This is a genomic window from Mesorhizobium sp. L48C026A00, assembly GCF_000502375.1.
GTDB lineage: Bacteria > Pseudomonadota > Alphaproteobacteria > Rhizobiales > Rhizobiaceae > Mesorhizobium > Mesorhizobium muleiense.
In genome coordinates this window covers 1-20,283 of the sequence record NZ_AYWU01000049.1, presented here as the reverse complement: position 1 = coordinate 20,283, position 20,283 = coordinate 1, and the positions used below count along the sequence as shown (strand labels likewise).

Below are 20,283 nucleotides of genomic sequence, written 5' to 3'. Positions count from 1 at the left end.
TCCTTTGTAGCAACGTTTCGACACCGCTACCTTGGCACATTGTGATGCCGTTAGGGGGCGTCCACCCCATCGATTAGGCCTGCTTGGCGAGCATGGCTTGCCGCCGATCGAGCCGTATTCACGTTGATACGCTAATACGTCTATGCCGACCGCCACGAGATCACGCTTGCCGGAGAGATCGAGCGGGCGATGAGCGCACTTATCGATGACGAGGGGTAGCGCGGTTTCCGATCGCCTCCTTGTAGGATAGTGTTCAATCCTATTGAGCGCGATTGATGATGGGAGATTTCCCATGCGCAGCACACAACAGTTCAGCGTCACGTTGCCGAACGAAATGGCGCAGATGGTCAAAACAATGGTTTCGTCGGGCGAGTATGCCAGCGAGAGCGAGGTTATCCGCGACGGTCTGCGCGCCTTGCAGGCGCGCGACAAGGCCCTCGAGAACTGGATGCGCACGGAAGGCGTTGCCGCCTACGACAAGCTGAAGGCCGATCCGAGCCGGGCGCTCAGCGTGAGCCAGGTGCGCCAGCACCTCGCCGACAAGCGCAAGCGGCCCGCCTCCGCGTGACCCATAAGATTCATTTCACCCCAGAAGCCCTGCAACAGCTTGACGAGATGGAAACCAAATCGCTGAGGTAGGGTCGCCCACTGTGGCGGCGCGATGTGTCGATTCCATCGTGGACTATTGCGAAAACCTGCAAACCTTTCCGCACCGAGGCACGCGACGCGACGATCTTCGGCCGGGCATGCGAACGTTTGGGTTTCGCCGGCGTGTGACGGTTCTGTTTGAGGTAGCGGACGACCTGAATATCCTCGGCGTTTATTATGGCGGCCAGGACTACGAGGCGGCCTTGCGGGACGAGGAGGAATAGCAGGCTAAATACACGCCCCGCCACCCGCCTCCGGCCAATCGAGCGATCGAGGACTTCGGTACGTCTGCTTTCGAACATCGTGTCGATGCAGTCGCGATAGTGGCGCTCATCGGCCGGGGTCCAGGTGGAAGCATGGCGACCGCACTGACGGACCTTTTTCCGGTCCCTGATTGTCATGCGTTCGGCGGCGCGGAGAATCTGGCGATCGATGATCTTCAGATGCCGGCAGTTGATACGGCAGCCTCCTCCGTGCGCAGGAGGTTCGCTCTTGGCGTCCGGATGGCTCTCATCGCAGCGCTCCATCAGCCATCTGGGCCGGAATCGAGCGGTGTGGGCGGCATGTGATGGATTTCAGCGCCTTCGCGCCGGTAGGCATCCATAACGTGATAGAGCGGAACGAAAGAGAGGCTGTTCCAGGGCGGGGAATCGGGCGCGCGACCGACGGCGATCATTGGCCCGCTGCAGGCAAGTTTCGCAACGACGCCGAAATCGAGTTTGCGGCTGTCGTAGACGGGCAACCCTGCGGCGATGGCTTCCGCCTTGACGGTTTCGCAATCATAGCCGCTGAGCCAGCCGTGGCCGTAGTGCAGGGAGAAGCCGCCGCGGCCGATCGACAAGTGTCCGCCTTCGGTGGCAAGGGCTTTTTCAATGTAAGGGGTATAGTCGGTCATGGGTGCGTGCTCCGCGACGAGCGGCCGCGTGCCTGTCACGCGGTCTAAAGAACCCGTCACGGACAAAAGGGCCGCCCTTTGACCAGAAGGGCGGCCCTGTGGAACCGACGGCAGGAACCCATGAGGTTTATCGGACTATGCCGAGTTGTTCGCCGATGCTCGGCGGTGTCGGTTTGCTTGATTCCTTGATCATGGAAACGATGGCTTCGCGCGAGAGACCGGAAAGGTCATAGCCTTGTGCGCGCGCAGCGGTGACAATGTCTTCTAGCGATGGAAACTCTTCGAGGAGTGTTCCAAGCCATAGTTCGCACATGTCCGTTTCCTCGTCGGGAAACGCCTGCAGGAAAAAGGTCCGCAAGGGCGGATCGTAGCCGATGACGGCTTCGGGATCGGACTTTCCGCCCTTGGTGACAGTAGCATTATGTCGGCTGATGCTCTCTCTCCAATCTCTAGTATTCGTAGGTTCGGGACCCGTCGGGCAGATCGCAAGCGATCTGGACGTGAAGCGTTTCCAACTCGTCGGGCTCATAGTGCCGATCCCGCCAACCGATGGCTTCGCGCAATGTCGGGAAGGATGTTATGTCTGTCTCGCCGATATATCCGGCGTTCTCGACGACAGTGAATTTGCGTTCATGGTCATGCTCCAACGAGGAAGCCGGTCAATGCCGGGGTTGTTCGGTGAAAACTGAAATCGTGGTTTCGGTGAACTCGAAGACAAGCGGACTATTGGCGGCAATGGCATCGCGCACGACAGCGGCGTCGATGAATTCGCAACCGTCATCACCGCCGAAGGAGGCCTGTTTGGCAGCCCACCACTGATCGAAGGGCATGGAGTCGGGATTGCACTCCCGGGCGTAGACGATGATCTGCTTGCCATCGGTCGCCTTACCGTTATGCATGAGGTAGACGCCCTGATCGCCGACCAGCCAGAAGCCGGCGGGATCCTCGACGCCCCCTCGAGGACGCAGGCCCAAAGGCCAGCGGGATTCGGCTGCCGCGAGCAGGTCGCGCAATTTGTCCGCGGGGAAAGTCAGTCGCATGATATTGCTCCGTTGATGTTGATGCGAAAACGGCCCGGTGTGAGCCGGGCCGTGGTGTCGATTGGGTCGGAGGCAAGCGGTCAGGCCGCGTTTTCTTTCAGGAAAGCGGGAATATCGCCGTCTTCGTCGAAATCCTGCTCGTGTTCCTGAAGCTCGTCCTCGGGATCGGCGTCGCCAGCTTTATCGACGTCGGTTGCCCGGTCTTCGTTGTCTTTCGTGTCGAGATCATCGTCATCGTAATCGTGCGACGAATAATCCGGAGCCGGAGCCCGCTCGGTGAAGGAGCCGGTGAAGGCCATGCCGTCGGGCAGCCAGGTGGAGGTTTTCGCGGCCGTGTCAGGGGTGAGGCCGGCTGCGGCGCGCGGATCCTCGCTGAAAGCCTGCTCCATGCTGGCGGCGATCACCGGCTTCTTGTCCTTGGCCTTGTCGTCTGCCCACCGGTCATCAATGAGCTCGCGTGCGACCTTGATGGCGTGGTCCTTCTTGGTCTTGCCCCAATAGTTTGCAGCCGTGGGCCTCCAGCAAGCGGCGGCATCAATTGCCATGCGGTGACCGATAACCTCGATGACCGGATTGGCGTCGGTGTCGGTTGCGAGCTGCTGGATGACGCCATGTGCCGAGCACCAGGCGAAAAGAGCCTGTTTGTCGGCGTCGGGCAGGGCGCACATGGCTTCGAAGTCGTGCGGGCTTGCGAGTGATAGCCATTCGACGTTGAGCCCGTCGCGGGTCGCCTGAAGCATGCGGGCGGCGACGGTATCCTTGATGGCATCGCGGTTGCGCCAAGTTTCGGCGTGCGTGATCGACACATTGACTGGCGTCGAGCGGGAGGACGAGTTGCGCAGCGTGCGGAAGCACATCGAATAGAGCATAACGTCAAAGGCGGTGGCGAAGTCAGCGGCGAGATGTGCCTGCAAAATCTGATGACGCGTGGCGCGCAGCTCCTCAGCAAGCGACAGCGAGACGCCTTGCTGCTTGCGGGCGTCAGTTGCCGGATCATTGTTCGCATCGGTCGTGCGGGTCGAGACCGGCAGCTGAATGTCCGGACCGGTGCTGTCGCCTTCGTCTTCATCCGAGACAGACTTCTTTTTTGGGAGGTCTTCGGGGCGGACAAGACCGGCCTCGGTGCGCAGATCACCACCATGATCAACGGTGACGACAACACCGGCGATCGCCTTCTGTTCGGCCGTGAAGGTCGCGCTGTTGGCAATGATCGTCCGGATTTCTTCAAGGCGCTCGGAAGCGGCGTCTTCCTCAGCCTGCAGTTCGTCCGTCCAGGTCCCCTCGTCATACTCGTTCGAAAACGCCTCGAGACGAGTTTCGAGGTCCTCGAATTCCTTGACAAGTGCCGGATCCGGTTCGACCGGCTCCGGATAGACGCGACCGAAGGCGCGGAAGGCGTCATAGGTGACTTCGAGTTCAACTGCGACCCATTTCCATTCCTTGGCGAGTTCGTCGGCTGTCGCCTGCAGCTTTTCGCCGGCAAGTTTTTCGAGCAGATCGCTATCGGCGAGATGGACGCTGTTGTTGTCTGAGAAGAGGTCACGAAGCACCGTGCCGCCGGCGGCCTGGTAGGCCTCGACGCCGACGAAGCGGGCAAGTTTGGAATTGCCGTGATAGGTGCGCTGCGTCAGGGCCGACTTGATGTTGCTCGGATAGGCCGCGTAGGGGCTGTTCGTGTATTCTTCCCACACTTCGTTCTGTCGGCCGTGATCGTCGGTGATGGAGAAGGCCTGCACGCATTCGAGTGTCATTTTGTTGGCGCGAAACGCCTCGATGATGACGGGAGAGACGCGAGCGAGCTTCATGCGGCGATCGATGAAGTTGAGGGTGACGCCGAAGCGGTTGGCGATTTCTTCGCGAGACCAGCCCTTCTTCTCAAGGGCGTTGAACGCCTCGGCCTCGTCGGCCGGGTGCATGCCGGCCCGAACGAAATTTTCGATGAGGGAGGTTTCCTCGGCCTGCTTCTTGGTCTCGATGATGCAGGGGATTTCCTTGTCGGCGCTGATCTCCCCTTCGGCGAGCAAGCGCTCGAGCATGGTGAGCCGGCGGCCGCCGGCATGGACGTGATAGGCGTTACCGGATTTGTGAATGAGGAGGTTCTGCTTGATGCCGTTGGCTTTGATGCTGGCATAAAGCTCGTTGTCTTCCTCTTGGCTCGCAGCCGTCTTGCGGACATTGAGCGGGCTGAGGGATAGCTTGTTGAGGGGGATCATGGCGATGGTGGGATTGGTCATGGCATGGGTCCTGATGAGCCGGGCGGGAGAAACTCTCTCCTCTTTCGGAGCCCGGTCACCCGGGCTCCCCTGCCTCTTACTCTATCGGGCCACACCGGGCGGGGCGATTGCCGCTTGAGGCAGGCTGCCGTATGGTTCTAAGCATAAAAGCAATCTAATTTTCCGTTGGGACGCTTGCAGCAAAGGCGGGTCATCCCTGGACCCGCCTTTGCTGTGTCCGGATGGATCAGCGCCGCGTGAGGCCGGCGATCGGCCGCCTATCGCGCATGGCGTTGATGAAGCGCCGGGCGACTTTTTCGAGAAAGCGCGGGCTAAAGGAACCGACAGGCGTGACGCTTTCGAAGTCGTAGAGCTCGTCCAGCTTGACCTTGTTGTAATCATCCAGGATCAGGTGGCTCACCTTCTCGGCTTCGGCCCCGAGGCCGACCCTGTGGCGCTCGGTTTCCGGAATGATCTCGTAGAGCCGTTCCTCGCCCGGCTCCCGCGGCTGCGGCGCCTGCCCGGAGATCGGGAACAGGTAGAGCCACCCGTTGACCTCCATCATCAGGCAGACGCGCCGTATTTTCCGGCCGCTCTCTTCGCCGCGGGCAGCCTCGTGCCCCCAGAGGTAGTGGAAGCGGTAGACTTCTCCCCGCTTCATTCGCCGGGCTTTCTGGCGTCGTCGAGAATCTGCTGAAACCCTGTCATCAGGTCATCGATGTCTTCGTTGGGGGCGGTGGCGAGCGTGAACGCGTTCTGGCCCCGCCTACGCACCGCCGTCAGGCGCTCGTACTCCGCCGTTGGCATCATCACCACCTTCGCCTTGCCGCGCTTCACCAGGGACACTGTCTCGGCCATGGCGGCGTCCAGGACGTCGCCGGACCGACGGCTCAGATCCGAAAACGAAAATTCCTTCATCTCGACCTCCAAGTCTGTAAAATCCGCATTATACAGAACATACGTAATTCGGCAAGAAGGAAGTCAACTTCTTGCGGCGATTGATCAGCGATGCTCCTCGCGCTGGAGCAGAGGAACGCTTCAGTAGGTGTCGAAGACGAACGCGGTCCGCTGCTTCGCCAGCACGGGCCGCCGCGGCTTGCGCTTGATGCACACTTCAAGGTTCGGGCGGGGTAGTTCGGGTCGAGGAGGCGCTTGGCATGGACGTGGTCGGCCCCAGCATCCCGAGCTTGTCCCGTTTACCGAGGCCATGAAGGACATCTCCTGTGAATACGGGCTGATGCTCGCCGGCGAGTTTCATCGCGGGCTATCTGCGATCCACTTTGGCGCCGCCCTGTCGGAATAGCGGTGCGGCGGCAGTGGCGAGACGTTGCATAAAACGCTTGCCGAAGCGGCCGATCGGCTCCTGGTTCGTGTCGAAACAGCAGGATTTCTCGGCAATATCGTAGTTGTACTCGCTGATGGTCACCCAACCCTGCTTCCAATCGGCGAGCCTGGCTCGCCGGCATTCCGTCTCTGGAATTTCGATGGCTTGCTGTCCGTGGCGGGGAGGTTCGCTCGAAATGGCGATCAGGGCCAGGTGGGTCAAACCGTCCCTGAGGTTGAGGGCTGCGAACAGGACACAGATGGGCCGATCCTTGCGACCGTCAACTTCGCCAAGTTCAGCTTGCCATTTCCAGAGATAGGGGAAATCGACAACGTTGCCGGCTTTGAGCAGTTTGTTCCCTTTAGTCGTCATATCCTTCCCCCCTCGAAAGGCGACCTGCCTCGGCTTCGAAGAGAGCGGCTATTTCCGGAGGAGTTTCGCCAGCGGCGTAAACCTTGCGAGGATCCTCGGCCTTGCGGAGACGGTCATATTGGTCTGCGGTCATGAGGACAAACTTCCTTTTGCCTCGGCGGGTGATGTCGACAGGCCCGGTGTAGGCGGCTTCAACCACCTCGCCGGATTTGTTGCTGAGATCGGTGAGGGAAAAGCTGCGCATGGTGACATGCTCCTGACAATGATTTTCTGTATATTAGGGATGTTAGCTAAGATGGGCAAGACGAAACGCCACGGATCGGGCGGCGGAGCGAGCATCGAGGGCATTGTCCGCGTTGCGCAACTGGTCTGCCTGGGCGATGAAGCGCGTTCGATCGGCATTGTCGCGTCTGACCCGGAAAGCGTCATCGACGACGCCATTGACCCGTGCCCACTGGCTCCATGCGAAATTGCGGCCGAGACCGACAGTTGTGGATGAGCTTGGAAAGCGCTCGGCGCTTTGCACGAGCTGGTCCCAGGATGCACCGAATTCCACGGCGTCAAAGCGGCTATGTCGGCCGGTGAGTGCGTTTCGTTCGAGGAGCAACGCGCGAGCCAATAGAGTTCCCATTGCTTCGATGCCGGGCAGAAGAAGCACGCCGACTTGATGGGAACCATGTCGGCGCCGAGGATCTCGGTGATCGCGCGAACGCAGTCGTGGCGTTCCCATCCGAGGAGCTGGAGCGGATAGACATAGTCGAAATCGGCGTCGGAATCGGGAAGATTGCGGGAGCGCCGTAGGTCGGCGCGGCCGCAATCGTAGCCGATCAGCTTGACAATGCGCCGGCCGGTGTGCTGCGCCTCGATCCAGACCGGGTGCGGTGGAGACGCATTGGGACCGGATTTCGCGCCTTTGAGCACCCAGGCGAGGGAGGGCAGCGTCTCGTTGACGATGCAGTTGCCGTAGAGTCTGCATAGCCAGTGCTGGCGAGAGGAATCTTGCGGCACACCACGATTGCCGGCCAGGACCAGTCGCTGAGCACAGCATCATGCGGTCGAGCGTTTCGGGCTTTTCGCCGCCGGTTCTTCGTTGCCTGGTAAGCCTCCACCCACCTGTATTGAAATCGTTGGTGATTTTCAAGCGGTCGCCAACGGCATTCCAACCGTCGCCACATAAAGTTCCATTCTGGGCAGCCATCGCCACATGAGACTTCACCAAGGTCCCGCAGCCCCGTCAGAACACAACTCAAGGTATATGCGGTGGTCGCGCTGGTTCCATTGCCACATGGATCATTGAACCGGAATCACGTAAGCCGAACTGGGAAAGCTGCGCCTGCGGCGCCGCGCTCGTTTCCAGATGCCAATGATGCCCAAGCCCCATTCCCTACACGATCGGAATCCGTATAGAGGAGACTGTACGTGGGTGTCGAATGACGGGGTCGGATGGTTAGGGGTTTGATAGCGGCCGCGCTCGCGGCCTTCGGGATCACTGCCGCGGCGCCGGCGTACGCTCTCGATGTCTCGGTCAAGACCCGCGACATGGGCCCGTTTGGCGCAAGTAGCAGCGTCTATTTGTCTGGGCCTGTCGAGACCGGCGACGCAGAGAAGCTTTGGAACGCGATCCGCGTCCTCGACCTCAAAAGCCCGAGTGCTGCGCTCCACGTGACCATCAGTTCTCCGGGCGGCTCAGTTGCCGAAGCTCTAAAGATTGGCCGCTTGCTCAACAAGTTGCCGACGATCCTCCCAGTCACGATAACCTCACAAGTCGGAATCGAGGGTGAGCCTTTGTCGGGGCCAGGAGACTGCGCCAGCGCCTGCGTTCTAATCTACCTGGGCGCGACCTATCGCTTCCTTGATCCAGCGAGCCACATTGGCGTCCACCAGTTTTCCTTCCGGGACGACAGCAACCTGAACTCGGCTGAGACAGCCTCGGTCGCGCAACTACTTGCTGCCGACGTAACAGAATATCTCCGTGAGGTCCGGGTCGACCCCTCGCTGTTCTCGGTCATGTCCCAGACCTTTCCGGAAGACATTCACTGGATCGACCACAGCGAGCTAAACGCGCTGCGGGTGGTGAATGAGAACGTCTATGACCAGAGTGCCGAGTACAAGAATGCAGACGGTGTGTATTACCTCCTGCTCTGGCAGCAAAGCTATTGGGGGGAAAACAAAATTGTCGCCGCCTGCAATAACGGGCGAATGGTATTTGTAGCCTTCCTGCAGCCACCGGACTTAAAGCTGGTAGCAGGGCTCGAGCACCAGCTCACCGTGCTCGCGGACGGGCAGGAATTCACGCCCGCCTGGCACGCGGTCCCGACACCAACAGCGCGTTTTGCTAAAGCCGAATTCTCCCTCGATGCTGCCCAACTCGCCCGCTTCGCCTCGGCCCGAAGAGTAGGCGCTCGAATGAAGATTCCCGATGCGCCAGTCTTCTTCGGATTCGAGATGAACCTGTCTGACGGAAAACTGCACGACACGATCGCCGGCTGCCGCTAGCCGACGCCCTCGGGCTCCCGGCGAATGGCCGTTAGCTCTGGTAGTTGGCGAGCCATTCATAAAAAGGACGGCATCGGGACGCATCAACTATGACACCCCCGTAGACTGTTCCAAAATACGGCCCGAGGCATGCTTTCCTATCTGGAGTATCCGTCGGGCGCTTCGGCTCGGCTGGCCGACAACTCAATTATCCGGTCCGGAAAGGTGGTCAGCGTAGATTCTGTCGAGTCGATGTCGGCGAAGTGGCTATTCGGCCGCTTCATTTCCTCTATCACGTGCATATTGGGTCAGAAGCTTCGAATCTTTGAATTCGTTGGACAGCATCTCCAACTGCTCGGCATCCATCTTTCCCAGAACATCTGTATTTCGTTCCAGCAAGCCCTTGCCTCCGAGACGGTTGATGGACCGAGCGACCACGATCAGGGTTTCTTTGGGAAGATTAGGCAAAGTTGGGATAAGCGCCGACCCGAGCGAGCTTCGCTGGTCGCTGGTACGAGCTAGCGAGACGACATTATCGATCCCTTTGACCATGAGGGCTAGCGGCTTTGCTTCCGTCGCTTTCGCCAGGACAAGCGGAACGATCTCGATGAAGAAGTCCAGGCCCACCCGTGCCCGCTCCGTCAGCGAGAAGTTTAGGACCCGCTCCCTCTGGTCTTCATTGAGGCCTTGATCCTCCAGTAAGGTCCTAAGAACCCCCACCTCCTTGCCGCCCAGCGACGACAGCCAGAAGGTGAGAGCACCGTCTGGTCTATCATCAATCTGTTTCGCCGGAACCGAAAGAATCTCCCTCCCGATAGACAGACATCGTTGTTCGTCTGCGCCCTCAGCAAGAACATCGACGATCGCCTGAAGGCCGTCGGCATTAGGATCGGCCGGCTGCTTCCCGATCAGCAGCTTCTGCACGTCCCCAGGTGTCATGAACGTTCCTATGTCTTTGATGCAGGCCACCACGGAGGAGGGTGAATGGCGCCAGAGAATTGCGACCGCTCCGGATATATCCCCGCGCGAACTTTCAGGAAGCAGGCCACGCCCTTCCATGTCCACAATAGATCTGAGTACGTCACCGGAGCCAGAAACTGCAGGGTTCTCTCTGATAAATTGAATAGCACGGCTGGCGAGATTCCCCGGTTCATACGCCCCAGTACGGTCGTTCTCCTCAGGCCAATACCCCACCATCTCGCGGTGCAGAATTGGATAGGCTTCAGGGGCTCCTGCAGCCTGCTCAAAGAGCTGCTTAAGAAACGCTCCAGCTTGGGCCTTGGGGGCATATTCCAGCAGCATTCGAGCGGCAGGGTATATCGCCGACAGGTAATCAGGGCGGGTGTGCATCGCCAATACGCGGGTTCTCGTCGCCTTTACATGCCCCTGGAGAGGAGCGGTTGCCCATTCAGAGCTTCTCGCGGTGGCGATGAATCTTGAGTATTTTTCCGCAGCCTCCGCATCGACGGCATCGGCATTGATGATCGCGTTCATTTGGCTTGTCAGCGCCGCTTTATGCTCCTCAGTCACCTCGCCAAGGTGTGAAGCTACATATTCCAGGGAGGTCCATGGTAGGTCGGCAAAGGACATGCTGGTGATCTGTTTCAACAGCCCGTTCCATGCGTCAGCATCCTTACGCATCAGAATTTCCGCCGTGCGGACCATGTAGGCAGAGGTGTCATCGACTTTGGCCCATGAAGTGATAACCGGCAGGATGCCTGTGGCAGTACTCGGATCGATGTGGCATTCCCAACGCGTTACCAGGTCGAGGAACTTGTGTGCCCCTGCTTCCCAATCCAACGCCCAGTCGTCCCCGTCTTCCATACCCTTTTGCAAACGGACGGCCAGGGCGACGAGAAATGCTCGAGCCTCTCCATCCGAGGCGAGCACGGCATGAATTCCCGCTTCGCCCCATGCACTCAAGGTACCTGCGGGATCGCGGACCGCCACCTGCCCTGTCAGCAGCTGCCAAAGCACTTGGCGGCTCTCCAATCGCCCCAGGTCTCGAGGCGAGCGATCTGTTCCGCAAAGGCAATCGCATCGCCATGGTGCTGAGGGAGGTGGATGTTGTCCTCAGTGAAGCGCAAGGGGACGTTTTGCATTCCGTCCCAAGGGTCACCGTCGCCCTCGACTACGCCATAGACGAAGGTCGGCGTGGGTTCCCACGTCTTGCGGTCGGTGTCGATATCACCGTTGTCGATCGCGGAGATCGCCTTTTCGCAGGCCTCCGTGAAATCCTCGGCCGCGATGGTGATTGTGGCGCGGCAGTCGCTCTCATAAAAGGCCGCGCAGACGGTGAATTTCCTCGGCATGGTCTCGGCCATGATCATAACCTTTCGCGGTGTCGGCAGGTGAAGCGGGGGTGGAGATCAGCCGGCCGCGGCGCGCGGCGCATCGTCCTTGGTGGCGGCGTCGGGCTGCAGGCTGTGCAGGTAGGCGACGGCGCGTTCGGCGTGAGCGGCGGCCTGGAAAATGACCCGCTTCTCGTTCTTTAAAACTTTGATCCAGCCGCCAATGTAGGCGGCGTGATCCTCGCGCGGTTCATCCTCGACGCCGAGATCCGCGCAAATCATCGCACTCGAAATTTCGGCGACGCATTCTTCGATCGCGTAGCCTTCGTCACCCCATGTCTTGCGGCCGAAATCACGGTCGAGGCGTGTCGGGTGGCGCGTCCAATGTGCGATCTCGTGGGCGACGCACGAAACGTAAGAGTCCGGCGACTCGAACGCCTCGAAGACGGGCATTCCGATGAGGTCGTCAGTAAGATTGTAGTAGGCCTTGTTGCCGCCGTGACGGATCTTGGCGCCGGTATTGGCGAAGAAGGCGTCGGCGCTGATATAGCGCTCCATCGGCGAGAGCGGCTCGATTGGCGCGGGGGTGAACTGCGCCGGCAGGTTGTCGATCTGGTCGCAGTTGAAGACGCAATAGCCTTTCAGGAAGGGGATGCGTTGCTCGATTTCCTCGCCGTTTTCGCCTTCCTCGGTCTTTTCGATTGCACCGGCATAGACGACGAGTGTTGAGGTTTCTCCCTTTCTGACCTGTCCACCCATTGCCTGGGCCTGGCGATAGGTCATCCAGTAGGGGGAGGTGTACCCATTAGCCGTCGCCTCCATCCAGAGCAGAACGGTGTTGATGCCGCGATAGGGCACGCCATTGTGGCGCAGCGGCCGTGTCGGCGTACCGTTGGCGCCCCATGGCTGGTGCCAGGGCCGAACGCCGGCCTCGAGCTGCTCGACGATCTTGTCGGTGATGCGCTGATAGACGTCCTTGTCCGGACGGCGCACGGTGGTGGGACGCTTGCGGGATTTGCTGGTCATGACGCTTTCTCCGGTCACGGGACCGGGGAAAGCCTCTCTCTCCCACTCAGGCCCGTTCGACCGGGCCGGTGCTTTCTCTTACTCTTGAAAGGAGGAGCTCGCCCGGCCACCTTCTGCCGGCCAGGCGGGGGCGATGCTTGGCGCATAAGGTTTGTGACCGGGCGCAACCTGGGCGTCGCGAGAGCGATCGTAGCCCGGACGGGGCGAGACCCGTTTCGGGGCTCGACGAAGCTGGGCAAGCGCATCCGCGAAGCGGATGCCGAGCCTTAGCGGAGCTGAGCGCGGCCGCGCAGCGGCTTGCCCCTTTCCGGCCTGGATCACCAGAGGGCGACTAATTCCATGGAGAAAGCGCTTTTAGAAGGTATCCCAGGCGCCCCTTCCTTGTGAGGCGCCAGCCGAAGCCAGGGGAAGCGTGACGCTCATCAATTCGGTGGGCGTATCGGAAGGGAAATGGCGAATAATTTTCGAGAAACTTGGCATACCTTTCTCGGCTCCAGTTTCTCGAGTCCTCGTACACGCTCTCATCGAAAACAATATCATCCACGTGAAAGTCAACGACGCCGGTGGGAGAGCGATTGACAACGACCCACTCTGCCTCTTCCACGGCGATGCGATGATCCCCTGCTGACGCGTCGCGGCTGGCGATCATATTGCTGAAGTACAAGATGTCCTGGGCCGGCAGGCGTTGGCGCAGAAGGATCGGGTAAAAGGAATACCCGCTATCGTCTCCCCAGGAATTCAGCACATCCATCTCGAATTGGACTTTGTCAACGCCCACGGCCTGCGCTGCCTTTTTGAGGGTCATGATTGTCTGGGCATAGTTTTCGCGGGAGGTGGCGCAATCACCGCGGTCAATAATCTTCCGGGTCAGATGAACTTCGCCAATCCCTTTCTCTTTGAGCAGGTTTTGCGCGTGCTGATGGATGTCGAGAAGCTCGTCACAAATTGCGTTCACCCGCTCGGGGGAGAGCATTTGGATGACATCAATGACCGTTTTCTTTTGTTTGTCAGTCAGATAGTCGCACAGATTCCGGTCAGAAAAAAATGGGAAGCGATGGATACCAAAAGCCCGTTGAGCAAAAAAGGCCAGGAACGCATAGCCCAAGCCCTTGACCCGGGTAAAACCGCTGAATGGCTTGTTCTCGAGGCCGTCGCCATACGTAATGCAGGCGTATAGAAAGTCGTCCGTTATCGAGAAAAGCTGCCTTTCCAATTGCAGATGCCGCTCTTCATTGCTGCCGCAGAACATACGACCGACCGGAAAGAGGGCGTCCTGTTTTGTCGTTGTGGCGATGATCTCCCGCGCTGCGGCCTTGTGAGACGGCAGGGTTTGAAAATCGGATTGGAACTGCACCTCGTTCCCCTTCAGATGACTGCGGTGTGGGCGTTGTCGACTGTGTCGAGGTCCGTTCAGAGAGGCGGCGTGCCGTTGGCGATGTCTTCGTCGAAGCGAGCGACCTCTTTGGGATGCTTATCCATGGCGTGGCGAACGCAGGCGTAGAGGAACAGGAATGTCACGGTCCACACGCCGATCGCGGCGGTGGGGTGTAGGATGAAGGGGATGAACGATGCGGTGAAGATGAAGTAGAACAGGCCGAGTGGAATACCGAACATCAGGCGCCTGGGATCGAAGCAGTCTGACACTGCATCACCTGTTTAGCTTGAACGAATAAGACGTTGTCAGGATAGCCACTGAACCGTCGATTGTCGAACGGCGAATTGTAGCGCAGTGCAATTTTGGGTGCCGGGATCGACTCGCGCCAGCTTGGTAGTTGGCGGAAACCTGGGATCTTCCAACAACGAAGGCCCGGCCGCAATCCCGGGAAACTGGCGAACTGCGCACCTTCTCCGCTGGAACCGGGTATCGGCGCTTTGCGCGCCGCTCGATGCGCGCGAACGGCTCGCTGGGATCTGCGTTCGCGTCGAACGTCTGCATCGTTACCTGAAGCCGGAGCAGTTCGACGACGATCGACTGCCATCATTAGCCCCTGTCTGCGGCCCAATCTCGACATAGCGTCCGATCGACCACAGGTATGCGATTACTTCTGCCACGAGATAATCGCGTTCGCCGCAGATTTCGGCAATCCGTCGCAGCTGTGGCTGGATGGCCTCGCGTTGGGCTGGCGGTAAATCAACATCGCCGAAGACATATCCGAAGTGGCCGATTGCACAGATGTTGCAGCCGAGATCGACAATTGATCGTACAAACACCGGAATGTCTTTTTCTTGCATGGTCTTCGTATCAAGGCTTCGATGGCGACGCCGTCTGGCCCGTCGCGTCTCGAACTGCTTCCTCCAGCACGGCCGCCGTGTATCATTAGTAATGGCCGCCAGCGTCGACGCTTGAGTGCACCGCCTGCGGCAGGGAAGAAAAAGCCGGACTCGAATACGGCCCGGCGAAGGAAGCGTCAAAGCCTTGGAGGGAACTCTGTCCAGCGGCTTGGGAGGAGATCGCTGAACAGACCTGTTTTGGCCCTGTTTTCGCTCGGTTGCGACGAAGATGATTCCAAATTACGCCCGCGAACTGGATTTTTTTGCCACATTTCGGGTTTGTTGAGACGAACAGAATGTCGGCGTGCAGGCGGATCCATTCTTGTGCGGACCCGGAGTTGGGGGGTTCAGGCTTTGTCTTATGTCGCTCGAGGGTGAAGTACGCAATTTGACCGGGCACGAGGTGTCGGTACTCTAAGGCGCTGCAACGTCCTTGCGCGCTTGCTCGCGCGGAATAACCAGCTTCGCCGTCACGCTTTGGAGCGGCGATCCCGCAGGTTTTCGAAGTAGCGGTCGTCGATTGGCTCGGTCGGCGGCGATGATGCACCGTCCATGAGCAGGTCGCGCAACTGTTCGCGATCCCGATCACGCCGGATCAATTCTCGAACGTACTCGCTGCTTGTGCCGTATCCTCGTTCGGAGACCTGTTGGTCGACGAAGGTTTTGAGGTTATCGGGCAAGGATATGTTTATGGTGCTCATGCGCGCAAAGATGCTTTATGGCAAAAAATGGCGAGGATGACGGAGCCGTTACACCTTCACCACGTATTCCGTCTTAAGCGGCGGGATGCCCTCGCGAATTCAAGAGCCGTGTGTAGTCGCATTTCGTTCCGTCGATATTTGACGCGGCGCCCGCGTCGAATGCCGGGAATGCTCGAGCACCCAATATAGCAGCCTCTTGCCGGTCTCTTCGGCGTTCGCTTGCGAAATATCAGCCGGCCGGATTTCGAAGACAGGCCCGATCTCGCGCATCCGAGGGAGCGTTTTTTCCTTCGCGGCCTTGTATTCTTCGGTGTCCATGCCGAAGGCCTCGACGATAAGGTTCACTGGGTCATAGTTGCCATAGGCTGTCTCCAGCACGAAGTCGGGGCGGCATAGTCCCGAAGGCGTTTCCCATGCAAACAGCGGTTTGGTGATCCTGATGCGCAGTTGCGGCGCGGCTTCAAAGAGGGAGCGCTGCAACCAGAACAGCATGTGTGAAACGTCGCGTTCGAAGCCAGATTCGACGGGAAACAGTGTATCGCCGTTGTAGACTGGCTGCGCATAGCCCTGAATTGCCCTGATCGGGCCTTGGTCATTCTCCTGAAAATCGGCATTGAGGATGGTGAGGAACGGACCGCGGCTTGCGGGATCGCCTCGCAGCGGCTGGCGCACTTTGGAGTGGATCTCGATCTTGCGCGCGTTCGAGGCAGGCGAGACGGCCTTGGCTGAGACGGTCGGCGAAAAGAGCAGCATGAAGCCGGTGCGGCGCAAGGCTTCGGGCCAGTCGGGGCGTGATTTGTCGAGCAGCGCCTGCCAGCGGCTGTATGGGTCAAAGTAGTCTGCCGCCCAAGTGGACATGAGCGCGCCGAGCGTCCAGGTGCGCAAGACCTTGAGCTCGCGTGCGGCATGGCGAAGTTTGGAGAGCTGAGGGCTGAGAGCGAATTCCGGCCGATCCTGCAGAGGCGGGATCACGTTCACGCCGGCTTTGCCAATCAGCCTCCAGAGGATGACGCCGAGCTTAGAGGGCCTGTCGTTGCGTTCAACGGACCGCCCCGGCGCCGACGCGTCGCGATCGGCAAGCCGGTCGGGGATAGCAGGCAGAGCATCAACATAGGTGCGCTCGGTTTTGGGCAGTGGTCTGATGTTGTATCCCTGGTCGAAGAGGGCAGGGGTATCATCCTGATCGACATGGAAGGGACACGTGTCGGCATGGTTTGGCCGATCTCCATGTTGATGCGGATCTCCGTCCTTTGGTGTGAGGCGGCGCAGCGTGAAGGTTTTTTCCTGCTGAATCGGCGCGAGCAGCGGCTTGAATTGGCTGGAAACACAGTCGCATTCGATCCAGCCGTCCATAGTCTTGGCGCGTTTGATGGCGGTAAGGGCGATGCGATCATCGTCTTTGTTGCTGGAATTGCCGTACCAAGCGCGCAGCGCCATCGCTTCCCGCTCAGTGATGGGGGCAAGTGGATGGCCGGGGCTGTTGCGGACGACGATGCGCATTGGATTCTTTCGATTAGTACCCCATGAGCCAGACTTCATAGCCGAGATAGGCGGCGGCGATGACAGCGGCGACGAGCGGTTCGAGCCAGGAAGGGGAAGCTGCGAAGCGGCTCCTTTCGATGCGGGCCGAACTATAGATGAAGACCGAACGACGGTGAGCGCATCATCGATCGTCAGGCATCCGACGATGATGGGCGCCAGCGCCATTTGATCCTCCCCAATCTTCACGGATTCTAATGGCGGTGCGGATTGATCGCAATCTAAACGGGCATTTTGTATCGAATTCGTTTGGCGTTTTCCTGTTCGCAGGCGAGCTGCCCGCCTGTTCATCACCATGCAGCGCCCCGGAAGACTTCCGGCTATTTCGCAGGGGGCCGCTTCGGCTCGAAAGAAATGCGCGACGGCATCGTCCTCGTTGCCGGCGAGCCAGTCCAGAGGCCCCGTCGCCAGCCTGTTGAAGCAGCGGATGCGCGCCGAAGCCGATAGGCTTGTCAGGCTCCTTGGCGAGCGAATGTCGGCGACAACTGGCGCATGCACTTTGCTCGATTGGGGTGTGGGCCAGAGACTTCTCACGAAAAGAAATCAATCGTATTCTACGATTCGGCGCTTCTGGCAGGAGCGCGCCGCCCGTCGTTGCGAAGCTGTTGACAGCCCTGCCGATACTGACGCTCCCGTTCATGTCATGTTCGGGCTCGCGAGGTGGTTGACGGGCGACACTTCCCAACGAGCCAGGAGAACTGGCATGTCCAAGACAGATATTCAGCCGTCCTCGATTGAGGGCATAAAGCGCCTTGCCAAGGCGATCTCAAAGCGAGATTCAATCCCGCACAGCAAAGCCCTCGACACGGCATCTCAAGTATCGGGCTTTGGCAATTTTCAGCATGCACGCCGATCGTTGGGCGATCGTTCAGCTGAAGCCAGCCTGGCGCGGAATGTGGTCTATATCTCCACCTTCTGGGAAGATGGCCAAACAAGAACATCCGGCCGTGAGACGATCGGGGTATTCATTTCAAAGCCGCTTGATGAACTGATCAAGCCGTCTCAGTATCGATATGCTCACCAACTCGGTCGTTTCCGGCGTCGTGCCTCAGACCATGTGGTCGATAAGTATCGACCAGACTCGGCGCGCGCGGCTCTGGATATCGCTTGCGGGGCTGCGAGGGTACTGCAGTTCATGGACATCACGGGCCTGCAGCCATCCAAGGCAGACGTGGAAGCCGGCGCGGTATATTCGGCCCGCCTGCCTGGACGTGATCATGGAAGTGCCTGGTACGATCCCGTCGCAAAACATCACGTCGGGGTCGACGAACCTTACGCAGGGAGTGTCGCGTCGAAAGAGCGTGACGCCTGGGCGCGGCGACACAACTGGTCGCTCGCAAGGCCGGAATGGGCGGGGATGTACTATCCGGGAGGCTGTGACCTTTACCTGTATGCCGATGCGTCGAAAGGATATTCGCTTGATGGGCTTCTCAAGGCGCTTTCCAAAGGCCCTTCACCGATCGTGCCCGCGAATTGTGACCGGGTCGCCATCGACGGTCACGCTCCTTTTGTGACTCCGGGAGAGAAGGCTGAGGCCGAGGCGAAGCTCGCGAGAAACGTCCAACGAAAAGCTACCGCGCCACGCGGTCCCAATACCACTGTCGAGTACCGGCTGCCGCTCAGCGGCAAACGGCGCCGGCGTCCGAAGGCGGCGATGCCTGTGGACGCGCATGCCAAGACAGGCACCCTGCTGAAGGGTGTGCTGACCGACATGCGAGCGAGCGCGGGCGTCTACAAGCGCGTTGATGCAGTCCGAAGCGAGCTTGATGACTGGGTTCAATGCGAACACGATCGGGCGGCCATGCCCGATGCGGTGTTTTTCGACCTCTACTACGGAGAGAATTCCGCCGGAGGAACGTCAAAAGCGGGTGAACAACACATCGAGGACCTCCGCCTCGCACAGTCCATCCTGATGCAACACTATCCGGATTGTGCGCCGTTGAGGGACCTCGTGGGAAAAATCGATCTTGCCGTCATATCGCTCGAGAAGTTGCGGTGACGATGGCGGTCGTCCGGCCAGGCACAGGTGTTCTATTCGTCGGCGTCGGCATCACTCTCGCCGGGGGCGGAAAACCCCGGCATGATGTCGCCCGCCAGAAGCTTTTCCTTCGACAGCAGCCCCGCATCCTCGAGAGCCTCGAAGTCGGGAAGGTCGCGCAAGGTTTCAAGCCCGAATTCCAGCAGGAACTGTTTCGTCGTCACATAGGTATAGGGGGCGCCGGGCGTCGGGCTTCGCGGGCCGGAGGCGATCAGGCCGAAGGAGCGCAAATTGCCGATCAGGTCGCGGCTGATCTCCTTGCCGAAGAATGACGAGAGTTCGGCGCGCGTGATCGGCTGAAAGAAGGCAATGCACATCAAGACCAGCACTTCGGATTGCGTGAGGTCGACGGCGCGTTCGCCAGAGCCTACGGCCGTACGGATGGCGTCGGCATAGGCCGGCCGCGTCAGGTGCTTCCAGCCGCTGGCGACCGCGACCAGATCGTAAGGCCGGCCCCGCAGCTCCTCCCGGATGTCGTCGATCAAAAGGTCGATGCTGCAGGTCTTGCCGACGATGCGGGTAAGCACCTCGCGGCTGACCGGTTCGCTGGCGGCGAAGATGGTTGCTTCGACGCGGTTCATCCATTCGCGCCAACGTACTTCTGGCGGCAGGTGATCCAGTTCGCGGTCAAACAGGTGACCATCTGATCGCTCCTTCGCCCTTCTCCCCCTCGCCTGCTCCATGGTCTCACAGCCCGTAGATGCGGAAGGTCGGACGGCCGGACAGCTCGCGCACGGCGCCAAGTTCGATCAGCCGGTCGAACAGGCGGCGCAGGCCGCGGTCGCTCATGCCGGCGATCTTTGAGGATGCGACGATCGCGTCGTCGGACAGCAGCTTCTCGACGACAGTGTCCGCCCCTTTCGCCCGCAGTTTTGGGGCGACAGCCAGCAGGCGGTCGGCGCGGCGGCCGAGCTCGGCCGCAAGATCCATCGCCTGCAGCGCCGCCTGCGCATAAGCCGCCCAAATGCGTTGCCGGGACGGCCGACCGGATTGCCGTTCGGCATGGGGTGACCGACGACCGCCCGCCACCGGGTGCAAGCCGAACAGGGGCACCGCATGCGCCCACCCTAGCCGGTCGGCCAGAACAGCGTCGGCAAGCCACGGTCCAAGCTCACGCGCGGCGCGACTGTGATGACGCTCGAGCACGGCGATCGCGTCGATCGCGCCAGCGACTGCATTACCGACCGCGCCAGCCGTCGCCTGGATTTCGTTACCGATTTGGCCGGCCGCCCCCACGTCAAGCGCGCTCCCTAGATCCGCGGCGACATCGACCAATACCCCCTCGCTGACCAACGCCGCGACGGGACGCGATGCCAGCGTTCGCCAGGCAAGCAGCATACGGCCGGCGGGTCCAACGTCGTCGCCGGGACGGGTGAGCAGCAGCGCGTCGCGGAGCGCCGCCTCGTCCTCGACCCGGCCGGCGCGTTTGGCCGTTGCCGCCGCTGCGCCG

Annotated in this window: 23 protein-coding genes; 4 read left to right on the top strand and 19 right to left on the bottom strand. The window is 60.0% G+C overall.

Features of this window, described 5'->3' with window-relative positions:
- The first annotated feature begins 292 nt into the window (after positions 1-292).
- The gene (locus tag X738_RS78680) at positions 293-568 is read left to right on the top strand and encodes a type II toxin-antitoxin system ParD family antitoxin (RefSeq protein WP_023803839.1); all 276 of its coding nucleotides are present in this window, start codon (positions 293-295) and stop codon (positions 566-568) included.
- A gap of 10 nt (positions 569-578) precedes the next feature.
- Here X738_RS78680 and X738_RS89840 read toward each other — a convergent pair whose 3' ends face one another.
- From X738_RS89840 to X738_RS78650, 9 genes are all read right to left on the bottom strand, one after another.
- On the bottom strand, positions 579-1,175 hold the full coding sequence (locus X738_RS89840; protein ID WP_023803838.1) for a hypothetical protein: 597 nt from the start codon (positions 1,173-1,175) through the stop codon (positions 579-581).
- A complete protein-coding gene (locus X738_RS78675) occupies positions 1,175-1,543 on the bottom strand; it encodes a hypothetical protein (RefSeq protein ID WP_023803837.1) in 369 nt (122 codons plus the stop codon). Before X738_RS78675 ends, X738_RS89840 begins: the two co-directional genes overlap by 1 nt.
- Positions 1,544-1,670: 127 nt before the next feature.
- Positions 1,671-2,072, bottom strand: a complete 402-nt coding sequence (locus X738_RS0144630) for a hypothetical protein (RefSeq protein WP_245277868.1) — start codon at positions 2,070-2,072, stop codon at positions 1,671-1,673.
- 130 nt (positions 2,073-2,202) lie between these two features.
- The gene (locus X738_RS78670) at positions 2,203-2,583 is read right to left on the bottom strand and encodes a DUF3085 domain-containing protein (protein ID WP_023803834.1); all 381 of its coding nucleotides are present in this window, start codon (positions 2,581-2,583) and stop codon (positions 2,203-2,205) included.
- An 80-nt stretch (positions 2,584-2,663) separates the two neighbouring features.
- Positions 2,664-4,817, bottom strand: coding sequence for a ParB/RepB/Spo0J family partition protein (locus tag X738_RS78665; RefSeq protein WP_023803833.1), 2,154 nt, complete (start codon positions 4,815-4,817; stop codon positions 2,664-2,666).
- Between the two features lie 226 nt (positions 4,818-5,043).
- Positions 5,044-5,457 carry a hypothetical protein gene (locus X738_RS0144625; RefSeq protein WP_051408006.1) on the bottom strand — a complete coding sequence of 138 codons (414 nt, stop codon included), beginning with the start codon at positions 5,455-5,457 and terminating at the stop codon, positions 5,044-5,046.
- Complete coding sequence (locus X738_RS78660; protein ID WP_051408005.1) at positions 5,454-5,726, bottom strand: type II toxin-antitoxin system prevent-host-death family antitoxin; 273 nt, start codon at positions 5,724-5,726, stop codon at positions 5,454-5,456. Before X738_RS78660 ends, X738_RS0144625 begins: the two co-directional genes overlap by 4 nt.
- A 334-nt stretch (positions 5,727-6,060) precedes the next feature.
- Positions 6,061-6,492: a hypothetical protein gene (locus tag X738_RS78655; protein ID WP_023803830.1), complete on the bottom strand. Its 432-nt coding sequence runs from the start codon at positions 6,490-6,492 to the stop codon at positions 6,061-6,063.
- On the bottom strand, positions 6,482-6,691 hold the full coding sequence (locus X738_RS78650) for a type II toxin-antitoxin system prevent-host-death family antitoxin (RefSeq protein WP_245277869.1): 210 nt from the start codon (positions 6,689-6,691) through the stop codon (positions 6,482-6,484). Before X738_RS78650 ends, X738_RS78655 begins: the two co-directional genes overlap by 11 nt.
- On the opposite strand from X738_RS78650, the gene X738_RS85615 reads away from it, so the two are divergent.
- A complete protein-coding gene (locus X738_RS85615; protein ID WP_245277870.1) occupies positions 6,611-6,991 on the top strand; it encodes a hypothetical protein in 381 nt (126 codons plus the stop codon). The two genes, X738_RS78650 and X738_RS85615, sit on opposite strands and share 81 nt — an antisense overlap.
- A gap of 956 nt (positions 6,992-7,947) precedes the next feature.
- The gene (locus X738_RS78640) at positions 7,948-8,988 is read left to right on the top strand and encodes an ATP-dependent Clp protease proteolytic subunit (RefSeq protein ID WP_198032948.1); all 1,041 of its coding nucleotides are present in this window, start codon (positions 7,948-7,950) and stop codon (positions 8,986-8,988) included.
- Between the two features lie 246 nt (positions 8,989-9,234).
- Here X738_RS78640 and X738_RS78635 read toward each other — a convergent pair whose 3' ends face one another.
- The 8 genes from X738_RS78635 to X738_RS78605 form a co-directional block, all read right to left on the bottom strand.
- Positions 9,235-10,944 carry a hypothetical protein gene (locus tag X738_RS78635; RefSeq protein ID WP_023803826.1) on the bottom strand — a complete coding sequence of 570 codons (1,710 nt, stop codon included), beginning with the start codon at positions 10,942-10,944 and terminating at the stop codon, positions 9,235-9,237.
- Positions 10,926-11,291, bottom strand: a complete 366-nt coding sequence (locus X738_RS78630; protein WP_156942755.1) for a hypothetical protein — start codon at positions 11,289-11,291, stop codon at positions 10,926-10,928. The genes X738_RS78635 and X738_RS78630 overlap by 19 nt, the downstream gene beginning before the upstream one ends.
- Positions 11,292-11,336: 45 nt before the next feature.
- Positions 11,337-12,284, bottom strand: a complete 948-nt coding sequence (locus tag X738_RS78625; RefSeq protein WP_023803824.1) for an ArdC family protein — start codon at positions 12,282-12,284, stop codon at positions 11,337-11,339.
- Between the two features lie 331 nt (positions 12,285-12,615).
- Positions 12,616-13,638 carry a hypothetical protein gene (locus tag X738_RS78620; RefSeq protein ID WP_023803823.1) on the bottom strand — a complete coding sequence of 341 codons (1,023 nt, stop codon included), beginning with the start codon at positions 13,636-13,638 and terminating at the stop codon, positions 12,616-12,618.
- Positions 13,639-13,694: 56 nt separating this feature from the next.
- Positions 13,695-13,928 carry a hypothetical protein gene (locus tag X738_RS78615; protein WP_156942754.1) on the bottom strand — a complete coding sequence of 78 codons (234 nt, stop codon included), beginning with the start codon at positions 13,926-13,928 and terminating at the stop codon, positions 13,695-13,697.
- A 294-nt stretch (positions 13,929-14,222) separates the two neighbouring features.
- The gene (locus X738_RS78610; protein ID WP_023803821.1) at positions 14,223-14,516 is read right to left on the bottom strand and encodes a hypothetical protein; all 294 of its coding nucleotides are present in this window, start codon (positions 14,514-14,516) and stop codon (positions 14,223-14,225) included.
- A 509-nt stretch (positions 14,517-15,025) separates the two neighbouring features.
- Complete coding sequence (locus X738_RS0144620; RefSeq protein WP_031257035.1) at positions 15,026-15,256, bottom strand: type II toxin-antitoxin system ParD family antitoxin; 231 nt, start codon at positions 15,254-15,256, stop codon at positions 15,026-15,028.
- A gap of 99 nt (positions 15,257-15,355) precedes the next feature.
- Positions 15,356-16,756: a hypothetical protein gene (locus X738_RS78605; protein WP_023803819.1), complete on the bottom strand. Its 1,401-nt coding sequence runs from the start codon at positions 16,754-16,756 to the stop codon at positions 15,356-15,358.
- A gap of 742 nt (positions 16,757-17,498) precedes the next feature.
- Here X738_RS78605 and X738_RS86485 point away from each other — a divergent pair.
- Complete coding sequence (locus X738_RS86485) at positions 17,499-18,794, top strand: DUF5623 domain-containing protein (RefSeq protein ID WP_023803817.1); 1,296 nt, start codon at positions 17,499-17,501, stop codon at positions 18,792-18,794.
- A gap of 32 nt (positions 18,795-18,826) precedes the next feature.
- Here X738_RS86485 and scpB read toward each other — a convergent pair whose 3' ends face one another.
- Positions 18,827-19,516: an SMC-Scp complex subunit ScpB gene (gene scpB / locus X738_RS78600; RefSeq protein WP_031257032.1), complete on the bottom strand. Its 690-nt coding sequence runs from the start codon at positions 19,514-19,516 to the stop codon at positions 18,827-18,829.
- A 4-nt stretch (positions 19,517-19,520) separates the two neighbouring features.
- Positions 19,521-20,283: DUF1403 family protein (locus tag X738_RS78595; protein WP_023803815.1), on the bottom strand; the 763-nt coding region annotated here is incomplete at its 5' end.